Origin of the sequence: Mesorhizobium norvegicum (genome assembly GCF_004919685.1) — a bacterium.
In the GTDB taxonomy this organism is placed as follows: Bacteria; Pseudomonadota; Alphaproteobacteria; order Rhizobiales; family Rhizobiaceae; genus Mesorhizobium; species Mesorhizobium norvegicum.
Genome location: NZ_SMYZ01000018.1, coordinates 1 through 14,671, shown reverse-complemented (window position 1 = coordinate 14,671; position 14,671 = coordinate 1). Strand labels below are relative to the sequence as shown.

The following is a 14,671-nucleotide window of genomic DNA, read 5'->3' as shown; positions in this document are numbered from 1 at the left end:
TCGAAGCCGCGCGCGCGGCTCTCGATCCGAAATATCTCCAGCGCAAGATCGACAATCCCATCGGCAAAATCGAAACCTTAGCACTAAAGGGCCAAGACTCGTGCACGACAGGTATTTGCCCGATCGCGCTTGCCGACGGGATGGCTGAGCGCGTTGCAATTCTGGGACCGCCGCCAGGTACCATCCTAGACAATCGCTATGAGGATAACCCGCTTAAAAGCGAAACCTTATGGGTCGAGAAAACCTATCGTGCGCTGCAAGGGAAGGCTTGCCTTTTGCCGGACAGCAAACACCAGGTTTTTTGGGTGCAGAAGGTCGGCCTGTTTGGAGCCTGCATTGAGAAAAGCGATCTGGAGTTCCCCTTGGAAGATGCCATCCTTGTTCTGGATAAGAGTACCAGCAACGTGAATCGCCCCAATGGTCTCAGGGGAGGTGACGTCAGCGCCGCGTACCAAATCAAGGGAAAGACCCTGCACGAGATCGCCAGGTGGGAAGCGGGCGCCCTCAGCTGGCATGGTTCAGTGGTAGGTGAACGCTTCGAGACGATTGACTTCCTGCGTAGCCTGACCGGCTCAAGCCCGAATCGCGTCGGTGAAGCCGCCAAGTTGACGCTGCCGCAACGTATCGACGCGGCATATGGCGGAATTGGCAAGACTCGTATCGATGTGGGCGCCGTTGTTGCCTATCTGCAAAGCACACCTGAACGAAATCATCTGAAGACCGAGCTTGACGATGAAAGAGTGAGCCGTTTGAGAGCGTTAGTTATGGAGGGCTGTCCCTTGAAGGCCAAAGAAACGTCGAAAAATCCCTACTATATGGCGCAATGCCGGGGATCATATGATAGATTTGTCGATTGGTACTTTGGTTCTGCGACTGCAGCTGCTCTCAAGTTCTGATACGACTGTTCGGTATGCTTCTCCTCCATGGGAAGCCGAATTCCAAGGCGACATCATTCTGTTCTGGATGCGTTGACGCGTCATATCCATATGGCTACGGGATTGAGGGCAGTCGATCTCAGGGATTTATCGCATGGTGCAATACGCTGAAGGACGGCCGCTCGGAGATCTGACGCTGCGCACGCTGGCCATGCCTTCGGACGCCAATGCCGCCGGCGACATTTTTGGCGGCTGGGTGATGGCGCAGATGGACCTTGCCTGCGGCATCCGTGCCGCCGAGCGCGCCAAGGGCCGCGTGGTGACGGCTGCGGTGAAAGAGATGTCGTTCGCCAAGCCGATGAAGATCGGCGACACGCTGTGCATCTACACCCATGTCGAGCGCGTCGGCCGCACCTCGATGACGCTCAAGGTCGAAGCCTGGGCGCAGCGCTACCTCTCAGACCTGATGGAAAAGGTCACCCATGCCGATTTCGTCATGGTGGCGCTGGATGGCGAGGGCAAGCCGAAAGCGGTTCCCGCCGAAGGCTGACGGAAGCCGTTTCTCCCAGGCTTGGCCATTTGTAACAGTGCCCGTGAGGGAGACGCTTTTCGCGACATCCAATGGTTGCCTCCATGCCCGATTGTACGGGCGTCGGAGGGGAGACAATGCGTCAACATATGCTGAACGGCTGGCTTGTGGCAGCCTTGGTCGCGACGACCTGCCTGCTCGGCGTGACCGCTTATGCGGAGGTGAAGGAAGACATCTCGAAAATCACCTGCACGCATGACCACCAGGCCCCCGGCGAGCGGGCCGCGCGGTGCGATATCTGTGCCGCGGTGCGATGCGATAATCGCACACCAGGAGCCTGAGCGGCAGCCGTCAGAAGACGGGGCACGAAGGCAATCCGCCAGCCTACACAGTGCGTGCAATCGGGCAACGATCCGCGTGGCCGAATTAGAATCTCGGATCAGGTCAAGCCAAAGTCACGTGTGGGCGGTATCCCTTGCCAGGCAAGGGTTTCAGGCATGCATGCCGTCGAATTTTTCGCGCGCCGCCTTGACGCGGGTGGTGTTCTTGCGCGCCCATTCGCCCAGCGCGCTGACCGGGATCAGCAACTCGTGACCGAGCTCGGTCAGCTCATAGTCGACACGCGGCGGAATGGTTGGAAACACGGTGCGGGTGACGAAGCCGTCGCGCTCCAGTCCGCGCAAGGTGGTGGTCAGCATCTTCTGCGAAATGCCGCCGACGGCGGCGCGCAATTCGTTGAAGCGCAGCGGTCCGTCGCCCAACTTGCCGACGACCAGAACGGTCCATTTGTCGCCGACGCGCTGCAGGATTTCCGAGATGGCGCGGCAGTCCTCGGTGCGGTGCGGGTGCCTCAGTAACAAAAAAGTGCCTCCTTGCTTCTCGAGTTGGCAGTATCTCATATATCGCCGGTATCCAAACGATACCAGCTTTACTTGCAAGGAGAGCCCCCATGTCTAAACCCAAAATTGCTATCATCATCGGTTCGACGCGTGCTGCGCGCTTCGCTGATGTGCCGACCGAATGGATCGCCAAGATCGCCAAGTCACATGCCGACATCAACGTGGAAGTCGTCGACCTGCGCGACTTCCCGCTGCCCTTCTTCGACGAGGTCGCATCCTCCGCCTGGGCACCGTCGCAGAACGAAGTGGCACAGCGCTGGCAGAAGAAGGTCGCCGAATTCGATGGCTTCATCTTCACCGCCGCCGAATACAATCACGGCCCGACGGCCGTGCTGAAGAACGCCATCGACTACGCCGCCAACGAATGGAACAAGAAGCCGGCCGGCTTTGTCGGCTATGGCAGCGTCGGTGGCGCCCGCGCCGTCGAACAGCTGCGCCTTCATGCGGTCGAATTGCAGATGGCGCCGGTCAAGTCGGCCGTCCATATCGCCTGGGGCGATTTCCTCGCCGTCCGCCAGGGCGAGAAGAAGCTGGAAGATCTCGAGCATCTGAACCAAGCCGCCACGGCGCTGGTCAACGATGTTGCGTGGTGGGCCAAGGTGCTCAAGGCAGCGCGTCAAGCCGACGCCGTCGCCGAGGAAGTCAAGGCGGCCTGACCGCCGGTTCGAATTATCCTCCCAAGGATATGGGGCGGCGCTTGCGCCGCCCTTTTCAATTCGGGGAAGCCATGGCGTCGTGTTGTGCCTGTCTCGGCCGGATGATGCAGTCGGCAAGGCGATCCATCTCGTTCAACTCATCGGCATGGTGCTGGCCCCATTGGCAGAGCGCCAGCAGGATCGGCTCGAGGCTGAGGCCAAGACGGGTCGCCGAATATTCGACGCGCGAGGGCACTTCGGCGAAGATCTCGCGGCTGACGAGACCGTGCTCTTCCATTTCGCGAAGCTGCTGGATCAGCACTTTCTGGGTTATGCCGGGCATGATCGCCTTGAGCGCCGACAGCCGCCGGGGACCATCGAAGAGATGGTAGAGGATGACCGCCTTCCATCGCCCCGCGATCACTTTCAGCGCCCGCTCCGCCGGCAGCATCGGCAGTCTCTTGATGGGCATTCTCTTGGGATTGGGCATGGTCACCTCCCGGTCAGCAGGGGACAAATGAGTGTGTAGCCGAGGTTCCGCAGATAGTGGCAAACCGCTGCCGATGCCAGTGCGATCGGAGTTTGCCATGAAAGCCATTCAACTTAGCCGCTTCGGCGGTCCCGACGTGCTGGAGGTGGTCGATCTGCCGACACCGGTGCCGCAGGCTGGCGAGGTGCTGATCCGCGTCCATGCCGCCGGGATCAACTTCTTCGAAGTGCTGATGCGCGCGGACCGCTATGCGGTGACGCCGCAACTTCCCATGATCCTCGGCGTCGAGGCGGCTGGCGTCGTCGAGGCCGTCGGACAAGGCGTGGATGCACAATTGCTGGGGAGCCGCGTGGCGGCGCCATTGTTTGTGTCGCCGCGCCCCTATGGCGGCTATGCGGAGCAGGTGACGATGTCAGCCGATCTCGCCGTGCCGCTGCCGGATGCGCTGCCGTTCGAGGATGCGACGGCGTTGATGGTGCAGGGGCTGACGGCTCTTCATCTGCTGCGGCAAAGCCCGCCGCGGGCCAAGTCGGTGCTGGTTCCGGCCGCGTCGGGCGGCGTGGGAACGTTGCTTGTCCAGCTGGCCGGGCTGAAGGGCACACGCCAGGTGATCGCAGCCGCCGGCGGCAAGGCCAAGCTCGATCTTTCCCTCTCGCGGGGAGCCGACGCCGCGGTCGATTACACCAATCCGGATTGGCCCGCCCAGGTCCGCGACATCACGGACGGGAAGGGCGTCGACATCATCTACGATACGGTCGGCGGCGCGCTGACGGCTGCGTCGCTGCAGGCTCTGGCGCCTGGCGGCGAACTGGTGTTTGCGGCGCTCGGCCGTTATGCGCTCGCGGCTTCCGATCTGGAGACGATGATCGGCCGCAACCAGTCGCTGAGGGGTTTCGCGCTGCTGCCGCTGCTGTCTCCCGACGTATTGAGAGCCAGCCTGTCCGAGCTGTTCCAATTGGCGGCAAGCGGCCGTCCGCAGGTAGCGATCGGCGACCGTTTCCCGCTCGATCAGACCGGCGAGGCGCACCGCCTGCTGGACGAGCGCCGCTCGACAGGGAAGGTGGTGCTGATGCCCGGTGGGCTCCGCGACTGAAGGCGTCCACTGCTTGCGAGTGAATGCGGTGCGGGCCGGCATGGTGCCGGCCCGAATCGTTTTTTCAAGCTGCCGCCGCGACCTTGCGCGGTTCGACTTGGACCTCCATATCGACGGGACTGCCATCTGGTCCCGCCCTTTGCTCTGGGATATCCGGCTGCAATCCGTCACATGAGTGAAGCCGTGAAGACATCCAGCCTGACCGGCGCCGTTTCCCCGATGATCCCGGTGCTCGTATGCGCGCTCGCGATCTTCCTGCTGTCCGGGATGGATGCGGCGATGAAGACACTGGTCATTGCGGTCGGGGTCTACAACACCGTGCTGTGGCGCAGCATGGTCGCGACTGTCGTCGCGGGTGCGGCCTGGTCGGCCGGGCCGCGCTCAAAGCCAACCCTGCCGGTGCTGAGGCTGCATGCGCTGCGTGCCGCAATTGTCGGCATCGTGCTGATATCCTTCTTTTGGGGTCTCGCCAGGCTGCCGCTCGCGGAGGCGATCGGGCTCAGCTTCGTGGCGCCCTTGTTTGCGCTCTTCCTCGCCGCACTGCTGCTGGGCGAACGGATCCGGCGACAGGCCGTCTGGGCATCGCTGGCCGGCATCGCCGGCGTCGCGATCATCATGGCCGGCCAGTTCGGGCAGGCAAGCACTTCGCAAGATGCCATGCTTGGCACGGCAGCGGTGCTCGTATCGACGGTGTTCTACGGCTACAATTTGATCCTCGCCCGGCAACAGGCGCAGTTGGCCAAGCCAATCGAGATCATGTTGTTCCAGAACCTTTGCGTTGCCATCATCCTCGGCCTCGCGGCACCTTGGCTCGCCGTCGCCCTGCCGACCGATCTCTGGCTTCCTTTGGCCGGGGTGACGGTGCTGTCGCTTGCCGGCCAATTCCTGATGAGCTGGTCCTACGCCCGCGCCGAAGCGCAATATCTGATCCCGACCGAGTACTCGGCCTTCATCTGGGCGGTCGCGCTCGGCTGGTTCTTCTTCGGCGAGGAGGCGACCTGGACCACGCTGACCGGAGCATGCCTGATCGTCGCCGGCTGCCTGATCGCCGCGCGGGCAAATCCGAAACTTGCCGAGCCAATCGAGGCGGCGGTTTGAGGAAGCGGCGCTATGTGATGCCGGGGTCACGCCGGCGCGTCACTCGGGAAGACCGGCCTTGCGAAAACCGTCGACGAAATGCTCAAGCACAGCTGCGTCGCGGAATGGCTCGGTCGTCGCCCAGTGATGGGTTGTGAAATGCGGGTTGCCGACGAGGAACAGTTCGACCTCGGCGCGCGCCTCGTCGAGCCGGCCGAGTTGGGCCAGGCTTGCCGCCAGGAAACGGCGTGAGCTTGTGCGATAGGTCTCGTCCCGGCGCAGTGTCTCGATAGCGGCTTCGTAATCGCGCGCCGCATATTGCGCCTGGCCGAGCGCCAGATAGTACCAACTTGCCGGAAACGGGTTCAGCCGGAACGCCTTGCTGATATGCCCGAGGCCCTCTTCGACCCGCCCGGCCAGGACCTTGATGTCGGACAATGCCGCCCAGGTGTCGGCCTCGTTCGGGTCGAGCTCGATCGCCTTGGCGAATTCCGCATCCGCCTCGGCGAAGCTGCGCTCATAGGCAAGCAGGTAAGCCAGGACCCAGCGACAGCCAGCATCGTTGGGATCGATCGCCACGGCCTTGCGGGCCAGCTCCAAGGCAACGCTGCGGGCAGCTTCGGTTGGTCCGCCCCAATGCACACGTCCCATCCAGTGGTTCATGGCAAGCCAGCGATAGGGCTCGGCGTATCCGGGATCGAGTGACACCGCGCGCGTGAGCATCAGATGCGCTTCCTGCGCCATCTGCGGCGAATCATCGATCAGCTTGCGCGCCCGCACGCAGAGGTCGTAGGCCTCGAGATTTTGAGGCCGATTGCGCGGTGGCGGTGCGCGCAGCCGGCCAAGCAACGCCTCCACGATCTTGGCCGTCACCTCGTCCTGAACGGCAAAGATATCCTCCAGGCCGCGATCGAAGCGTTCCGCCCATAGATGATCGCCACTCATCGCGTCGACCAGCTGTGCGTTGATGCGGACGCGCCCCGCGGCGCGCCGTGCGCTGCCCTCCAGCAGGTAGCGCACGCCAAGATCCTCGGCAATCGCGCGCACGTCCGTCGCCTTTCCCTTGTAGGCAAAGGCCGAGTTGCGCGCGATGACGAACAGGCCGGAGATCCTGGACAGGTCGGTGATCAGGTCTTCGGTCAACCCATCCGCGAAGGAGTCCTGTTCGGGATCGTTGCTGACATTGACGAAGGGCAGCACGGCTATCGATGGTTTGCCGGGCAGCGGCAAGGGTTTTCGCTTCGCGCCGGCGAGCTGTTCGACGGCGCCGGTGAAGCGGTAGCCGACACGCGGAACCGTGGATATCCATTCACCGCCATCGGCGGCCGGACCAAGCAGCTTGCGCAGCTGTGCGATCTGCACGGTGAGGTTGCCTTCCTCGACGGCCGTGCCCGGCCACGCCGCGTCCATCAACTCGGCCTTCCCGAGGATGTCGCCGGACCGTCGAACGAGCGCCGCAAGCAGACTTAGCCCGCGGTAGCCAACGGCAACGGGCACATCGTTCCGAAGCAGCGTTCCCGCACCCGGATCAAGCACGAACGGACCAAAGGCAAAGCGCGATCCCTGCATAGGCCGCATCTATAGCCGGTTTGGAAGTTTTGAGAACTATTTGGGAGGGCTTAATTACGACGCTGTCCGTATCGCGCAGAATTCAACCTCCTTCGAGAGCCCCTCGGCCCTCAAACCATATGGAGGTTGCCATGACCAATACCCTTGCATTGGCCCCGCATTGTGCAGCGCGGCCGGGAACGCCCGTTAGGTCCGCGTCGCGTCGGCACCTGACGATCCTGCGAAGCATTATCGCGACCTGGCGCGATCGGACCTGGCGCGAGCGGATACGTTTTCGCTGGCAACTCCGGCAAATGTCGAAGGACAATCCGCATTTGATCGACGATATCGGTCTGACGATACAGCAAGTCGAAGGAGAGATCGCCAAGCCCTTCTGGGAACGATAGAGCGAATGCTGCACATCGCGTCGACCGTCAGCGCACCGCTTGGCGGTGGGCGCCGGGCAGGCGGGTGGCGATCAGCTTGTCGATGCGGCGGCCGTCGAGATCGACCACCTCGAAGCGCCAGCCTTGCGCGTCGACGCATTCGCCGGTTGCCGGCAGATGGTGCATGTGTGCCAGCACATAGCCGGCGACGGTCTCGTAGTCGCGGTTTTCCGGCAGGTCGATGCCGAGAATGTCGGCCATCTCGTCGGCCTGCATGTAGCCGGCGAGCAGCCATGAGCCGTCCTCGCGCTTGACCGCGTTCTCCTCATCGCCGGCGTCGGTGTCCGCCCGGAACACGCCGGTAATGGCTTCCAAAATGTCGGCAGGGGTGACGATGCCTTCGAAATGGCCGTATTCGTCATGCACCAGCGCCATCGGCACGTCGGATTCCTTGAGCTTCTGCAGCACGTCCAACGCGTCGGCCTGATCGTAGACGATGGGGGCTGCGCGCACATGCCTGCGCGGATCGAGCACGCGGCCGGCAAGCAGTGCTGCCAGCACGTCGCGCGTCTGGACGACGCCGACCATGACATCGACGCCGCCGTCGCCGGCTGGCAGGCGCGAATGCTGGGTTTCCATCAAAAGCTTGCGGATGGCGCTCTCGTCGGATTGCAGATTGATCCAGTCGACCTCGGTGCGCGGCGTCATCACGGCGCGCACGGCGCGGTCGCCAAGCCGCATGACACCGGCGATCATGCGCCGCTCGTCGGATTCGATGGTGCCGTGATGCTCGGCCTCGGCGACCAGCATCTTGATCTCCTCGTCGGTGACCTTCTCCTCGCTTTCGCCGCGCTGGCCGAGCAGCCACAGGATGGCACGGCCGGAAAAGTCGAGCAGGAAGACCAGCGGCGCCGAGACGGTTGCAAGGATGGTCATTGCCGGGGCGACTTTGGCGGCGACCCTTTCAGGATCACGCAAGGCGATCTGCTTGGGCACCAGCTCGCCGACGATCAGCGAGAAATAGGTGATGATGGCAACGACGATGCCGACGCCGAGCGGATCGGCGACGGTTTCGCGGATGCCGGTCGAAGCCAGGAACTGGGCCAGCCGCTCGCCGAGTGTGGCGCCGGAAAAGGCGCCTGACAACACGCCGACCAGGGTGATGCCGATCTGCACCGAGGACAGGAACTTGCCGGGATTCGAGCCAAGATCAAGGGCGCGGCCGGCGCCATTGATGCCGCGGTCGATCATCGCTTTCAGCCTGGCCGGGCGCGACGAGACGATGGCGAGCTCGGACATCGACAAAAGGCCGTTCACGCAGATGAGGACGACCACGATAGCGATTTCGACGTATAGCATCAGCGGTCAATAGCATTGCCGCGCGGTCTTCGAAAATAGTCCGCCGTGTTTTTTGAGAAATGACCGGTATTTCGGTCAGGGCATCCGCGGCGGTGAGGGAACCGTCAGGGATTTGGCATTGCTGTGAAGGGTCCGAAAAAACCGACGACCAGCGACAGCTTCCCCTGCTTGGAGACGCGGCACATATCCATGCTGTCGGCGCCTCGAAATCCGTTTTCGCCTCTCTGCACCCAGCCAAAACGCAGGAAATCATGATGGACATCGACCAAGGTCGTCCGCTCGAGCCAGAAGCCGGGGCGGGCTTTCACGACCTGATCGATGTGATGGAGCAGCGCCTCGGCTCCGGAGATGTGAATCGTCGGATCGATGTATGTGCCTTCCGGTTCGAATGAGGCGAACAACAGCCGGCGACGTTCTTCAGGCTCCGGGTCGAACCAAGCCCTGCAGTAGCTATTCACCACACTTTCCGCGTCGAACATCAGAACCTCCCTTTTGAAACCGTCGGACTGTTTCAGCTTACAGGGCCCGCACGACCTACTGTTTGAGTATGCCGACAATCGCCTCGCCGTCGGTGAAGTAGGGATCGCCGCCACCATTGCGCCCGGTGCCGATGGCGCCGACGCCGGCAATATCGCTGGTCGAGATCAACACACCGGCGGTCGCCAGATCGCGGATCAGAAAATCGCGCTCGGCGTCGATGTCGGGGCCGATATGGTGGGTGACGGCGCCGGTGTCGTGGCTGAGGCCGACGCCGCGGTCGAAGCTGGCTGAGCCCAGCCACAGCGGGCGGCCGTCATCGCCGGCAGCATTGGTCTGCCAGAAGCGGACATGATGCCGGCGATCGGCGCTGAGGCCCTCCGGTTTTTCGAAGGCGAGATCCTGGGCGCGGCCGTCGAACAGCAGCCGGCTGACCGGCGCATCGGGGTAGGGGTGGTCGAACAGCACGCTCTCGCCGATCTCGATCGCGGTCTTCAAGGTAACGGCGTCGGCGGTGTCCCAGCCGGCGACGGCGAAGGCATGGACCACCTCCTTCTCGGTGCCGACAAGGCCGACATTGATGGGATCGCCGGGAATGCCCTGCGGCGTGTGCGTCACCATCTCGAAGTGTTGGCTGCGAAAGCCGCGATCGCGAAATGTCCAGAATTCAGGCGCCGCGACATAGGCGAGCGCCAGATAAGCGGCCAGCAAGGCCGCCACCCAGATTGTAACGCGTCGTCGAATGCTGCGCTGGCTCATGAATGCCGCTCAAACGTTCCGGCATTACCTTAGGTGGTTTCGCGGCAGTCCGCCAAAGGGTACCCGGCGTCGATCTAGCGGCAGGCGCGATAGCCGTTCTTGCGGTTCTTGATGTCGAAGTGGAAATGGTTGCGGTGGTCGTAATTGTAGCCGGGGCCGAGCACGGTGGTGAAATACTGGCAGCCATCGGCGCGCACATTGTTGAGGAAGCCGCGGGTGCGGAAGGCGAACAGGCCGGGCTTGCGCACATCGATGTCGTCGCCATTGTTGAGCTCGATGCTCATGACGTCGAGCGCGTTGCCCTTGCCATGCTCCGACAGCACGCCTTCGCCGGCGATGTTGCGGCAGGAATAGCTGGAGCCCTGGTGGATGGTCTTGACGCCGGAGAAATAGCGCCAGCGGGCGGAGGGAACGAGTTCGTTCTTCGTCCAGCCGGCAAAAGTGGCGGCCATGTCGCAGGTCAGCGTCGCGGCGGGCTTCATCTGTATGTTGCCGATGGCCGAGACCTTTACGGGATAATCGATGCCGCACTGGCCTTCATGGATCGGCGCCAGGTCGGTGAAGGCAACATCGAGGCGCTTCAATTGCTGGCGGCAGTCGATCTCGCTGGCCGGCATCTGCTCGACAGGCGACATCGGCTCGTCCATGCGCGGATAGGCGGCCTGCGTCATATAGGGATTGGAGGGAACGAGCTTCTGCATGCCGGCATATTGCGGCACGGCTGCCGTCTGAGAGCCGACGTCGACGGCCGGTTCAAGCGACAGCACGCTGCCGGTGTTGCAGGCCGAAACCGCGACGAGGGCAAGGCCGGCGGCCACCATCGCTGCATGTTTCGATCGGCGCGCGGTGGCAAGAAAGACGGCGCGAAATTTGCCAACCATTGGCGGAATCCCGTTGACGGATATCCGGCATTTTAACGATCAAGGGTAAAGGAAAACTCTGTGCCGGCGTTCACGCCTGCGGCCGAAATGCGGCACGCGGAGCATTGGCGATGGCAATTCATCTTCGACAGAGCCGCCTGCCGAACCTATACCAATTGCTGTTGGGGGATGAGCAATGTCGATATGGCGTGCGATAAAAAGGTTCTTCACCGCCCGTGAGTTGCGCGAAGTTTATGTAACTTTACGCAGGAGTCCCTATTCGTTTGCCTTTCTTCTGAAGCTGGACCGTGACCAGCAGAAGTATGTTGTGATTCAGTTTCGACATCGTGGTCTCGTCCAAGAGAGCTGCAGCATGAGTATCGAAGATTTTGATGATTTCACGCGTGGTGTTTTGATTATGAGGGCTGAGATCGACAAGCCGCTTCCCCCGAGCGCTATGCAATAGATATCGGCGCAACTTCCTAAGTTCGCTTTCCGGCTATTGGCAGAACGTCCCGCCGTGCCGGCGCGGTTCGAGATCGAGATGGAAATGCAAGGAATGATCGGCGTCGGCGCCTGGTCCGAGCACGGTCTTGAAGGGTCCGCAGGCGGCCTTGCGCACGGCGTTGAGGAATTTGCCTTCCTTCTCGGGCGGCGCCGGGCCGACTTCGATCTTCTTGCCGTCCGACAGCGTGAAGCTGGCGATGTCGAGTGCGTTGCCGAAGGCGTGCTCCGACAGTTTTCGTGTGCCGTGACGGGGCCGGCAGACAAAGGCCGATGCCTGGCTGATCGATTTCAGGTCTGTGCCGAACTCGGCTTTCGCCGCCGGCTGGATCACATCAGCGGCAAAACGGGCCGCCGCCTCGGCCATGGTGCAGTTGAGCTCGGTGCCGGGGCCGATGGCGACTGACTTTCCAAGCGTCTTCAGCTCGATCGGGTAGGGGATGGAGCAGCCGATTTCCGGATTGCCTTCCGCCTTGTGCTCCTCGAATTCCACGCCGAGCGTCTTCAACCGCTCGCGGCAAGCGACTTCCTCGGCGGGCATCTTGCCGTCGGGGAGATCGGCCGAGCGCGGATCGGGCAGCATCTTCTTGTCGCCTGTATCGGCCGGCTTTTGCGGCGGCTGCGGGGCAACGGCCGGCGGCTGAGCCCCGGGCTCCGCGATGTCAGGCCTTCGTGTCGGCGTCGGCACAATTGCTGGCGGCTCGGGCTCGCTTTCCGTATCGGCTGGCGGCTCTGGAGCCGACGGCTCGGGGCGTGCCTGCTTTTTCGAATGGGATTTTTCTTCATTGAACCGGTCGGGCGCACCGGCGGTCTTCGGCCCTTCCGTCTTTTGCTCTTCCGGCGTCGCGGCGTCGGTCTTCTGCGCCTCTGCGGGACGTGGCTCGGGCACCGGAATACCAGGCCCGGGCGCCGGAACACCAGGCCCGGGCACCGGATTGCCGGTAGGCGAGGGTTGCAAATCCTGCGGTTTCTGCCGTGTTTGGTTCGGCGTGACCTGCCGTTTGCCCCGCGGTTTCAGGCGATGCCCGCCCCGCTGTTTCAAGGGTTGATCGCCCCGCAGTGTCAGAGGCTGCTCCACCCGCGGCGTCAACGGCTTGTGATGCCGATGGCGATGTCTGGCCTTGGCCGGCATCACCAGCAAGGCCGTGACGGCCATGAGCAACGCGATCCTGCATGTTCGGGAAAAGACTATCGACCCCATGGCCCTCAACGGCGCCGACGCAAGGAGGTTGCCTGCGCCGCATCACGAACGGTAACCGCGTCGTTACGCGCCGATCGCGTCCAGCCCTTCCTCCAGCCAGTCGGCGAGCAGCGGCATGCCAAGCAGGTATTTTGCCGTGCGCTTGTTGGCGCGTTCGCGCGCCGCGGCAAGCGCGTCCGCCCATTCGGTGGCGTCGTAGTCGCCGCGACCGACCCAGGCCAGCGCGATCAGTTCGGCTGCCTCATCGACATTGAGGTCGTTGATCAGCTCGCGCAGCTCTTCTTCGGTAAGATTCTCGGAGCTTTCCTCGGCAAGGCCGTCATGGTGATGGTTGACATGGGACTCGCCGTCGAGCTCGACCTCATGCTCGGCGCCGTCGGCATAGTCTTCGTTGACGGCGGCACTCAGCGCCTTGGCCTTGAGGATGAACAGGCGCACGGTGTCGGGGCCGATCGAAAGCTCCCAGTCCTTTTCAAGCCGCCGCTGCACGGGCCGTCTCCGTCAGGTCGTTTGCCGGATGATAGCGAATTTGCAGCGTCCGTCACCTGATGTTCTCCCGCACGCATTTTTCCGGGATGAAACGGCTGGCGCTTGGCGTTAGTGTTGCATTCTCACCCCTCAAGGAGGCTTCGATGCATAAAAGAATGCTGATCCAGGCTGCGACCGCGCTGGTCGCTCTGCAGTTCCTTGCTGTTCCGGTGTTTGCCGCCGGCAGTGGCGGTGGCAGTGACCAGACTACCACTCAGTGCAAAAAGGGCGAAGTCTGGGACAAGAAGAAGCAGAAATGCGTACCGCCCAAGGAAGGCATGCTGGACGACGACAGCATCTATGATGCAGGTCATGCGCTGGCGATGGCAGGGCGCTACGACGAGGCGATTGCCGTGCTCAGCCTCGCCGCCAACAAGCAGGATCCGCGCATCCTCAACTATCTCGGCTATTCGCATCGCCATTCCGGCCGCGTCACCGTCGGCCTCGGCTATTACGAGGAAGCGCTGCGCATCGACCCCAATTACACGCTGGTGCGCGAATATCTCGGCGAAGCGCATCTGCAGATCGGCGATCTGGCCGGCGCCCAGCAGCAGTTGATGGAGATCGAGAAGCGGACCGGCAAGGGTTCGCGCGAATACGGCATGTTGGCCGAGCAGATCGACCATTTCATGAGGAGCTGAAAAGGCCCCCAGGGCTCTTCGAAGCGGCCGCGAGCGATCGCGGCCGCTTTTTTGTTACGCCTCAGACTTATTAGCCGCCCCTACTGATGAAAGCGGGGATGATTTTTACAAAACCGATTTTTGGACGTGAAAAACCCGCGAAGATTGCTATATTCAGGGAAATTGCGGTGAAACGGTTCCGTTAGCCCGAGGCTGCCGGACCGTTTTCTTTTTGTACCCATCGACAAGGCTTTCCCCGAAACGCGGGGGTGGCAGCAGGAAAGGTCAGGCATTATGAACAAGGTCCCGATGACAGGCGAGGGGTTCGCGTCATTGAAGGAAGAGCTGCGCTGGCGCCAGCAGGAAGAGCGGCCGCGCATCATCGAGGCCATCTCCGAAGCGCGCTCGCATGGCGACCTGTCCGAAAATGCCGAATACCATGCCGCCAAAGAGGCGCAGAGCCTCAATGAGGGCCGCGTCAACGAGCTTGAAGACTATATCGCGCGCGCCGAGGTGATCGACGTCAGCAAGCTCAGCGGCGACAAGATCAAGTTCGGCGCCACCGTGGTGCTGGTCGACGAGGACACCGAGGAAAAGAAGACCTACCGGATCGTCGGCGACCAGGAAGCGGACGTGAAGTCCGGCCGCATCTCGATCTCCTCGCCGATCGCGCGTGCGCTCATCGGCAAGGAAGTCGGCGACGCCATCGAGGTCAATGCGCCTGGCGGTGCCAGGGGGTATGAGATCGTCCAGGTGCAGTTTATCTAGGGATTGCAGGCGCGGTTGCGGCTTTTAGGCTGAGGTTGGCGCTGCCCCTCATTGCCCTGCCGG

Annotated in this window: 19 protein-coding genes; 10 read left to right on the top strand and 9 right to left on the bottom strand. The window is 62.4% G+C overall.

The genetic code is table 11. The features are described 5' to 3' along the window. The 3 genes from FCU66_RS41025 to FCU66_RS07010 form a co-directional block, all read left to right on the top strand. Positions 1-896: hypothetical protein (locus tag FCU66_RS41025; protein WP_168992247.1), on the top strand; the 896-nt coding region annotated here is incomplete at its 5' end. 133 nt (positions 897-1,029) lie between these two features. After that, on the top strand, positions 1,030-1,425 hold the full coding sequence (locus FCU66_RS07015; protein ID WP_056595507.1) for an acyl-CoA thioesterase: 396 nt from the start codon (positions 1,030-1,032) through the stop codon (positions 1,423-1,425). Between the two features lie 116 nt (positions 1,426-1,541). Beyond that, entirely contained in the window at positions 1,542-1,745 is a 204-nt protein-coding gene (locus tag FCU66_RS07010) for a hypothetical protein (RefSeq protein WP_136616009.1), read from the top strand. Between the two features lie 150 nt (positions 1,746-1,895). Here FCU66_RS07010 and FCU66_RS07005 read toward each other — a convergent pair whose 3' ends face one another. Further along, a complete protein-coding gene (locus FCU66_RS07005; protein ID WP_164548758.1) occupies positions 1,896-2,264 on the bottom strand; it encodes a winged helix-turn-helix transcriptional regulator in 369 nt (122 codons plus the stop codon). Between the two features lie 89 nt (positions 2,265-2,353). On the opposite strand from FCU66_RS07005, the gene FCU66_RS07000 reads away from it, so the two are divergent. Further along, the gene (locus tag FCU66_RS07000; RefSeq protein WP_136616010.1) at positions 2,354-2,959 is read left to right on the top strand and encodes an NADPH-dependent FMN reductase; all 606 of its coding nucleotides are present in this window, start codon (positions 2,354-2,356) and stop codon (positions 2,957-2,959) included. 55 nt (positions 2,960-3,014) lie between these two features. Here FCU66_RS07000 and FCU66_RS06995 read toward each other — a convergent pair whose 3' ends face one another. Further along, positions 3,015-3,428, bottom strand: a complete 414-nt coding sequence (locus tag FCU66_RS06995; protein ID WP_136616011.1) for a winged helix-turn-helix transcriptional regulator — start codon at positions 3,426-3,428, stop codon at positions 3,015-3,017. Positions 3,429-3,525: 97 nt separating this feature from the next. Here FCU66_RS06995 and FCU66_RS06990 point away from each other — a divergent pair, with 97 nt between their 5' ends. Then, positions 3,526-4,521, top strand: coding sequence for a quinone oxidoreductase family protein (locus FCU66_RS06990; RefSeq protein WP_136616012.1), 996 nt, complete (start codon positions 3,526-3,528; stop codon positions 4,519-4,521). Positions 4,522-4,692: 171 nt separating this feature from the next. Beyond that, positions 4,693-5,619 (top strand): DMT family transporter, encoded by a 927-nt coding sequence (locus tag FCU66_RS06985; protein WP_136616013.1) that lies wholly within the window; start codon positions 4,693-4,695, stop codon positions 5,617-5,619. Between the two features lie 39 nt (positions 5,620-5,658). Here the strand turns inward: FCU66_RS06985 and FCU66_RS06980 are convergent, their stop codons facing one another. Then, positions 5,659-7,176, bottom strand: coding sequence for a winged helix-turn-helix domain-containing tetratricopeptide repeat protein (locus tag FCU66_RS06980; RefSeq protein ID WP_181956534.1), 1,518 nt, complete (start codon positions 7,174-7,176; stop codon positions 5,659-5,661). A gap of 122 nt (positions 7,177-7,298) precedes the next feature. On the opposite strand from FCU66_RS06980, the gene FCU66_RS06975 reads away from it, so the two are divergent. Continuing rightward, positions 7,299-7,553 carry a DUF1127 domain-containing protein gene (locus FCU66_RS06975; protein ID WP_136616015.1) on the top strand — a complete coding sequence of 85 codons (255 nt, stop codon included), beginning with the start codon at positions 7,299-7,301 and terminating at the stop codon, positions 7,551-7,553. A gap of 27 nt (positions 7,554-7,580) precedes the next feature. Here FCU66_RS06975 and FCU66_RS06970 read toward each other — a convergent pair whose 3' ends face one another. From FCU66_RS06970 to FCU66_RS06950, 5 genes are all read right to left on the bottom strand, one after another. Further along, on the bottom strand, positions 7,581-8,891 hold the full coding sequence (locus FCU66_RS06970; RefSeq protein WP_136616016.1) for a hemolysin family protein: 1,311 nt from the start codon (positions 8,889-8,891) through the stop codon (positions 7,581-7,583). 104 nt (positions 8,892-8,995) lie between these two features. After that, positions 8,996-9,370, bottom strand: a complete 375-nt coding sequence (locus FCU66_RS06965) for a hypothetical protein (RefSeq protein WP_136616017.1) — start codon at positions 9,368-9,370, stop codon at positions 8,996-8,998. A gap of 55 nt (positions 9,371-9,425) precedes the next feature. Beyond that, positions 9,426-10,127, bottom strand: a complete 702-nt coding sequence (locus FCU66_RS06960) for an LssY C-terminal domain-containing protein (protein WP_136616018.1) — start codon at positions 10,125-10,127, stop codon at positions 9,426-9,428. A gap of 74 nt (positions 10,128-10,201) precedes the next feature. Continuing rightward, on the bottom strand, positions 10,202-11,008 hold the full coding sequence (locus FCU66_RS06955; RefSeq protein ID WP_136616019.1) for an extensin-like domain-containing protein: 807 nt from the start codon (positions 11,006-11,008) through the stop codon (positions 10,202-10,204). A gap of 478 nt (positions 11,009-11,486) precedes the next feature. Continuing rightward, positions 11,487-12,569, bottom strand: a complete 1,083-nt coding sequence (locus tag FCU66_RS06950; protein ID WP_168991709.1) for an extensin-like domain-containing protein — start codon at positions 12,567-12,569, stop codon at positions 11,487-11,489. Between the two features lie 43 nt (positions 12,570-12,612). On the opposite strand from FCU66_RS06950, the gene FCU66_RS42505 reads away from it, so the two are divergent. After that, entirely contained in the window at positions 12,613-12,747 is a 135-nt protein-coding gene (locus FCU66_RS42505) for a hypothetical protein (protein WP_281285504.1), read from the top strand. A gap of 8 nt (positions 12,748-12,755) precedes the next feature. Here FCU66_RS42505 and FCU66_RS06945 read toward each other — a convergent pair whose 3' ends face one another. Beyond that, positions 12,756-13,181, bottom strand: coding sequence for a DUF3775 domain-containing protein (locus FCU66_RS06945; protein ID WP_136616021.1), 426 nt, complete (start codon positions 13,179-13,181; stop codon positions 12,756-12,758). Positions 13,182-13,324: 143 nt separating this feature from the next. Here FCU66_RS06945 and FCU66_RS06940 point away from each other — a divergent pair, with 143 nt between their 5' ends. Both FCU66_RS06940 and greA read left to right on the top strand, forming a co-directional pair. Next, positions 13,325-13,861, top strand: a complete 537-nt coding sequence (locus FCU66_RS06940) for a tetratricopeptide repeat protein (protein ID WP_136616022.1) — start codon at positions 13,325-13,327, stop codon at positions 13,859-13,861. A 273-nt stretch (positions 13,862-14,134) separates the two neighbouring features. Then, the gene (gene greA, locus FCU66_RS06935; RefSeq protein ID WP_013530066.1) at positions 14,135-14,608 is read left to right on the top strand and encodes a transcription elongation factor GreA; all 474 of its coding nucleotides are present in this window, start codon (positions 14,135-14,137) and stop codon (positions 14,606-14,608) included. The last annotated feature ends 63 nt before the right edge of the window (positions 14,609-14,671 follow it).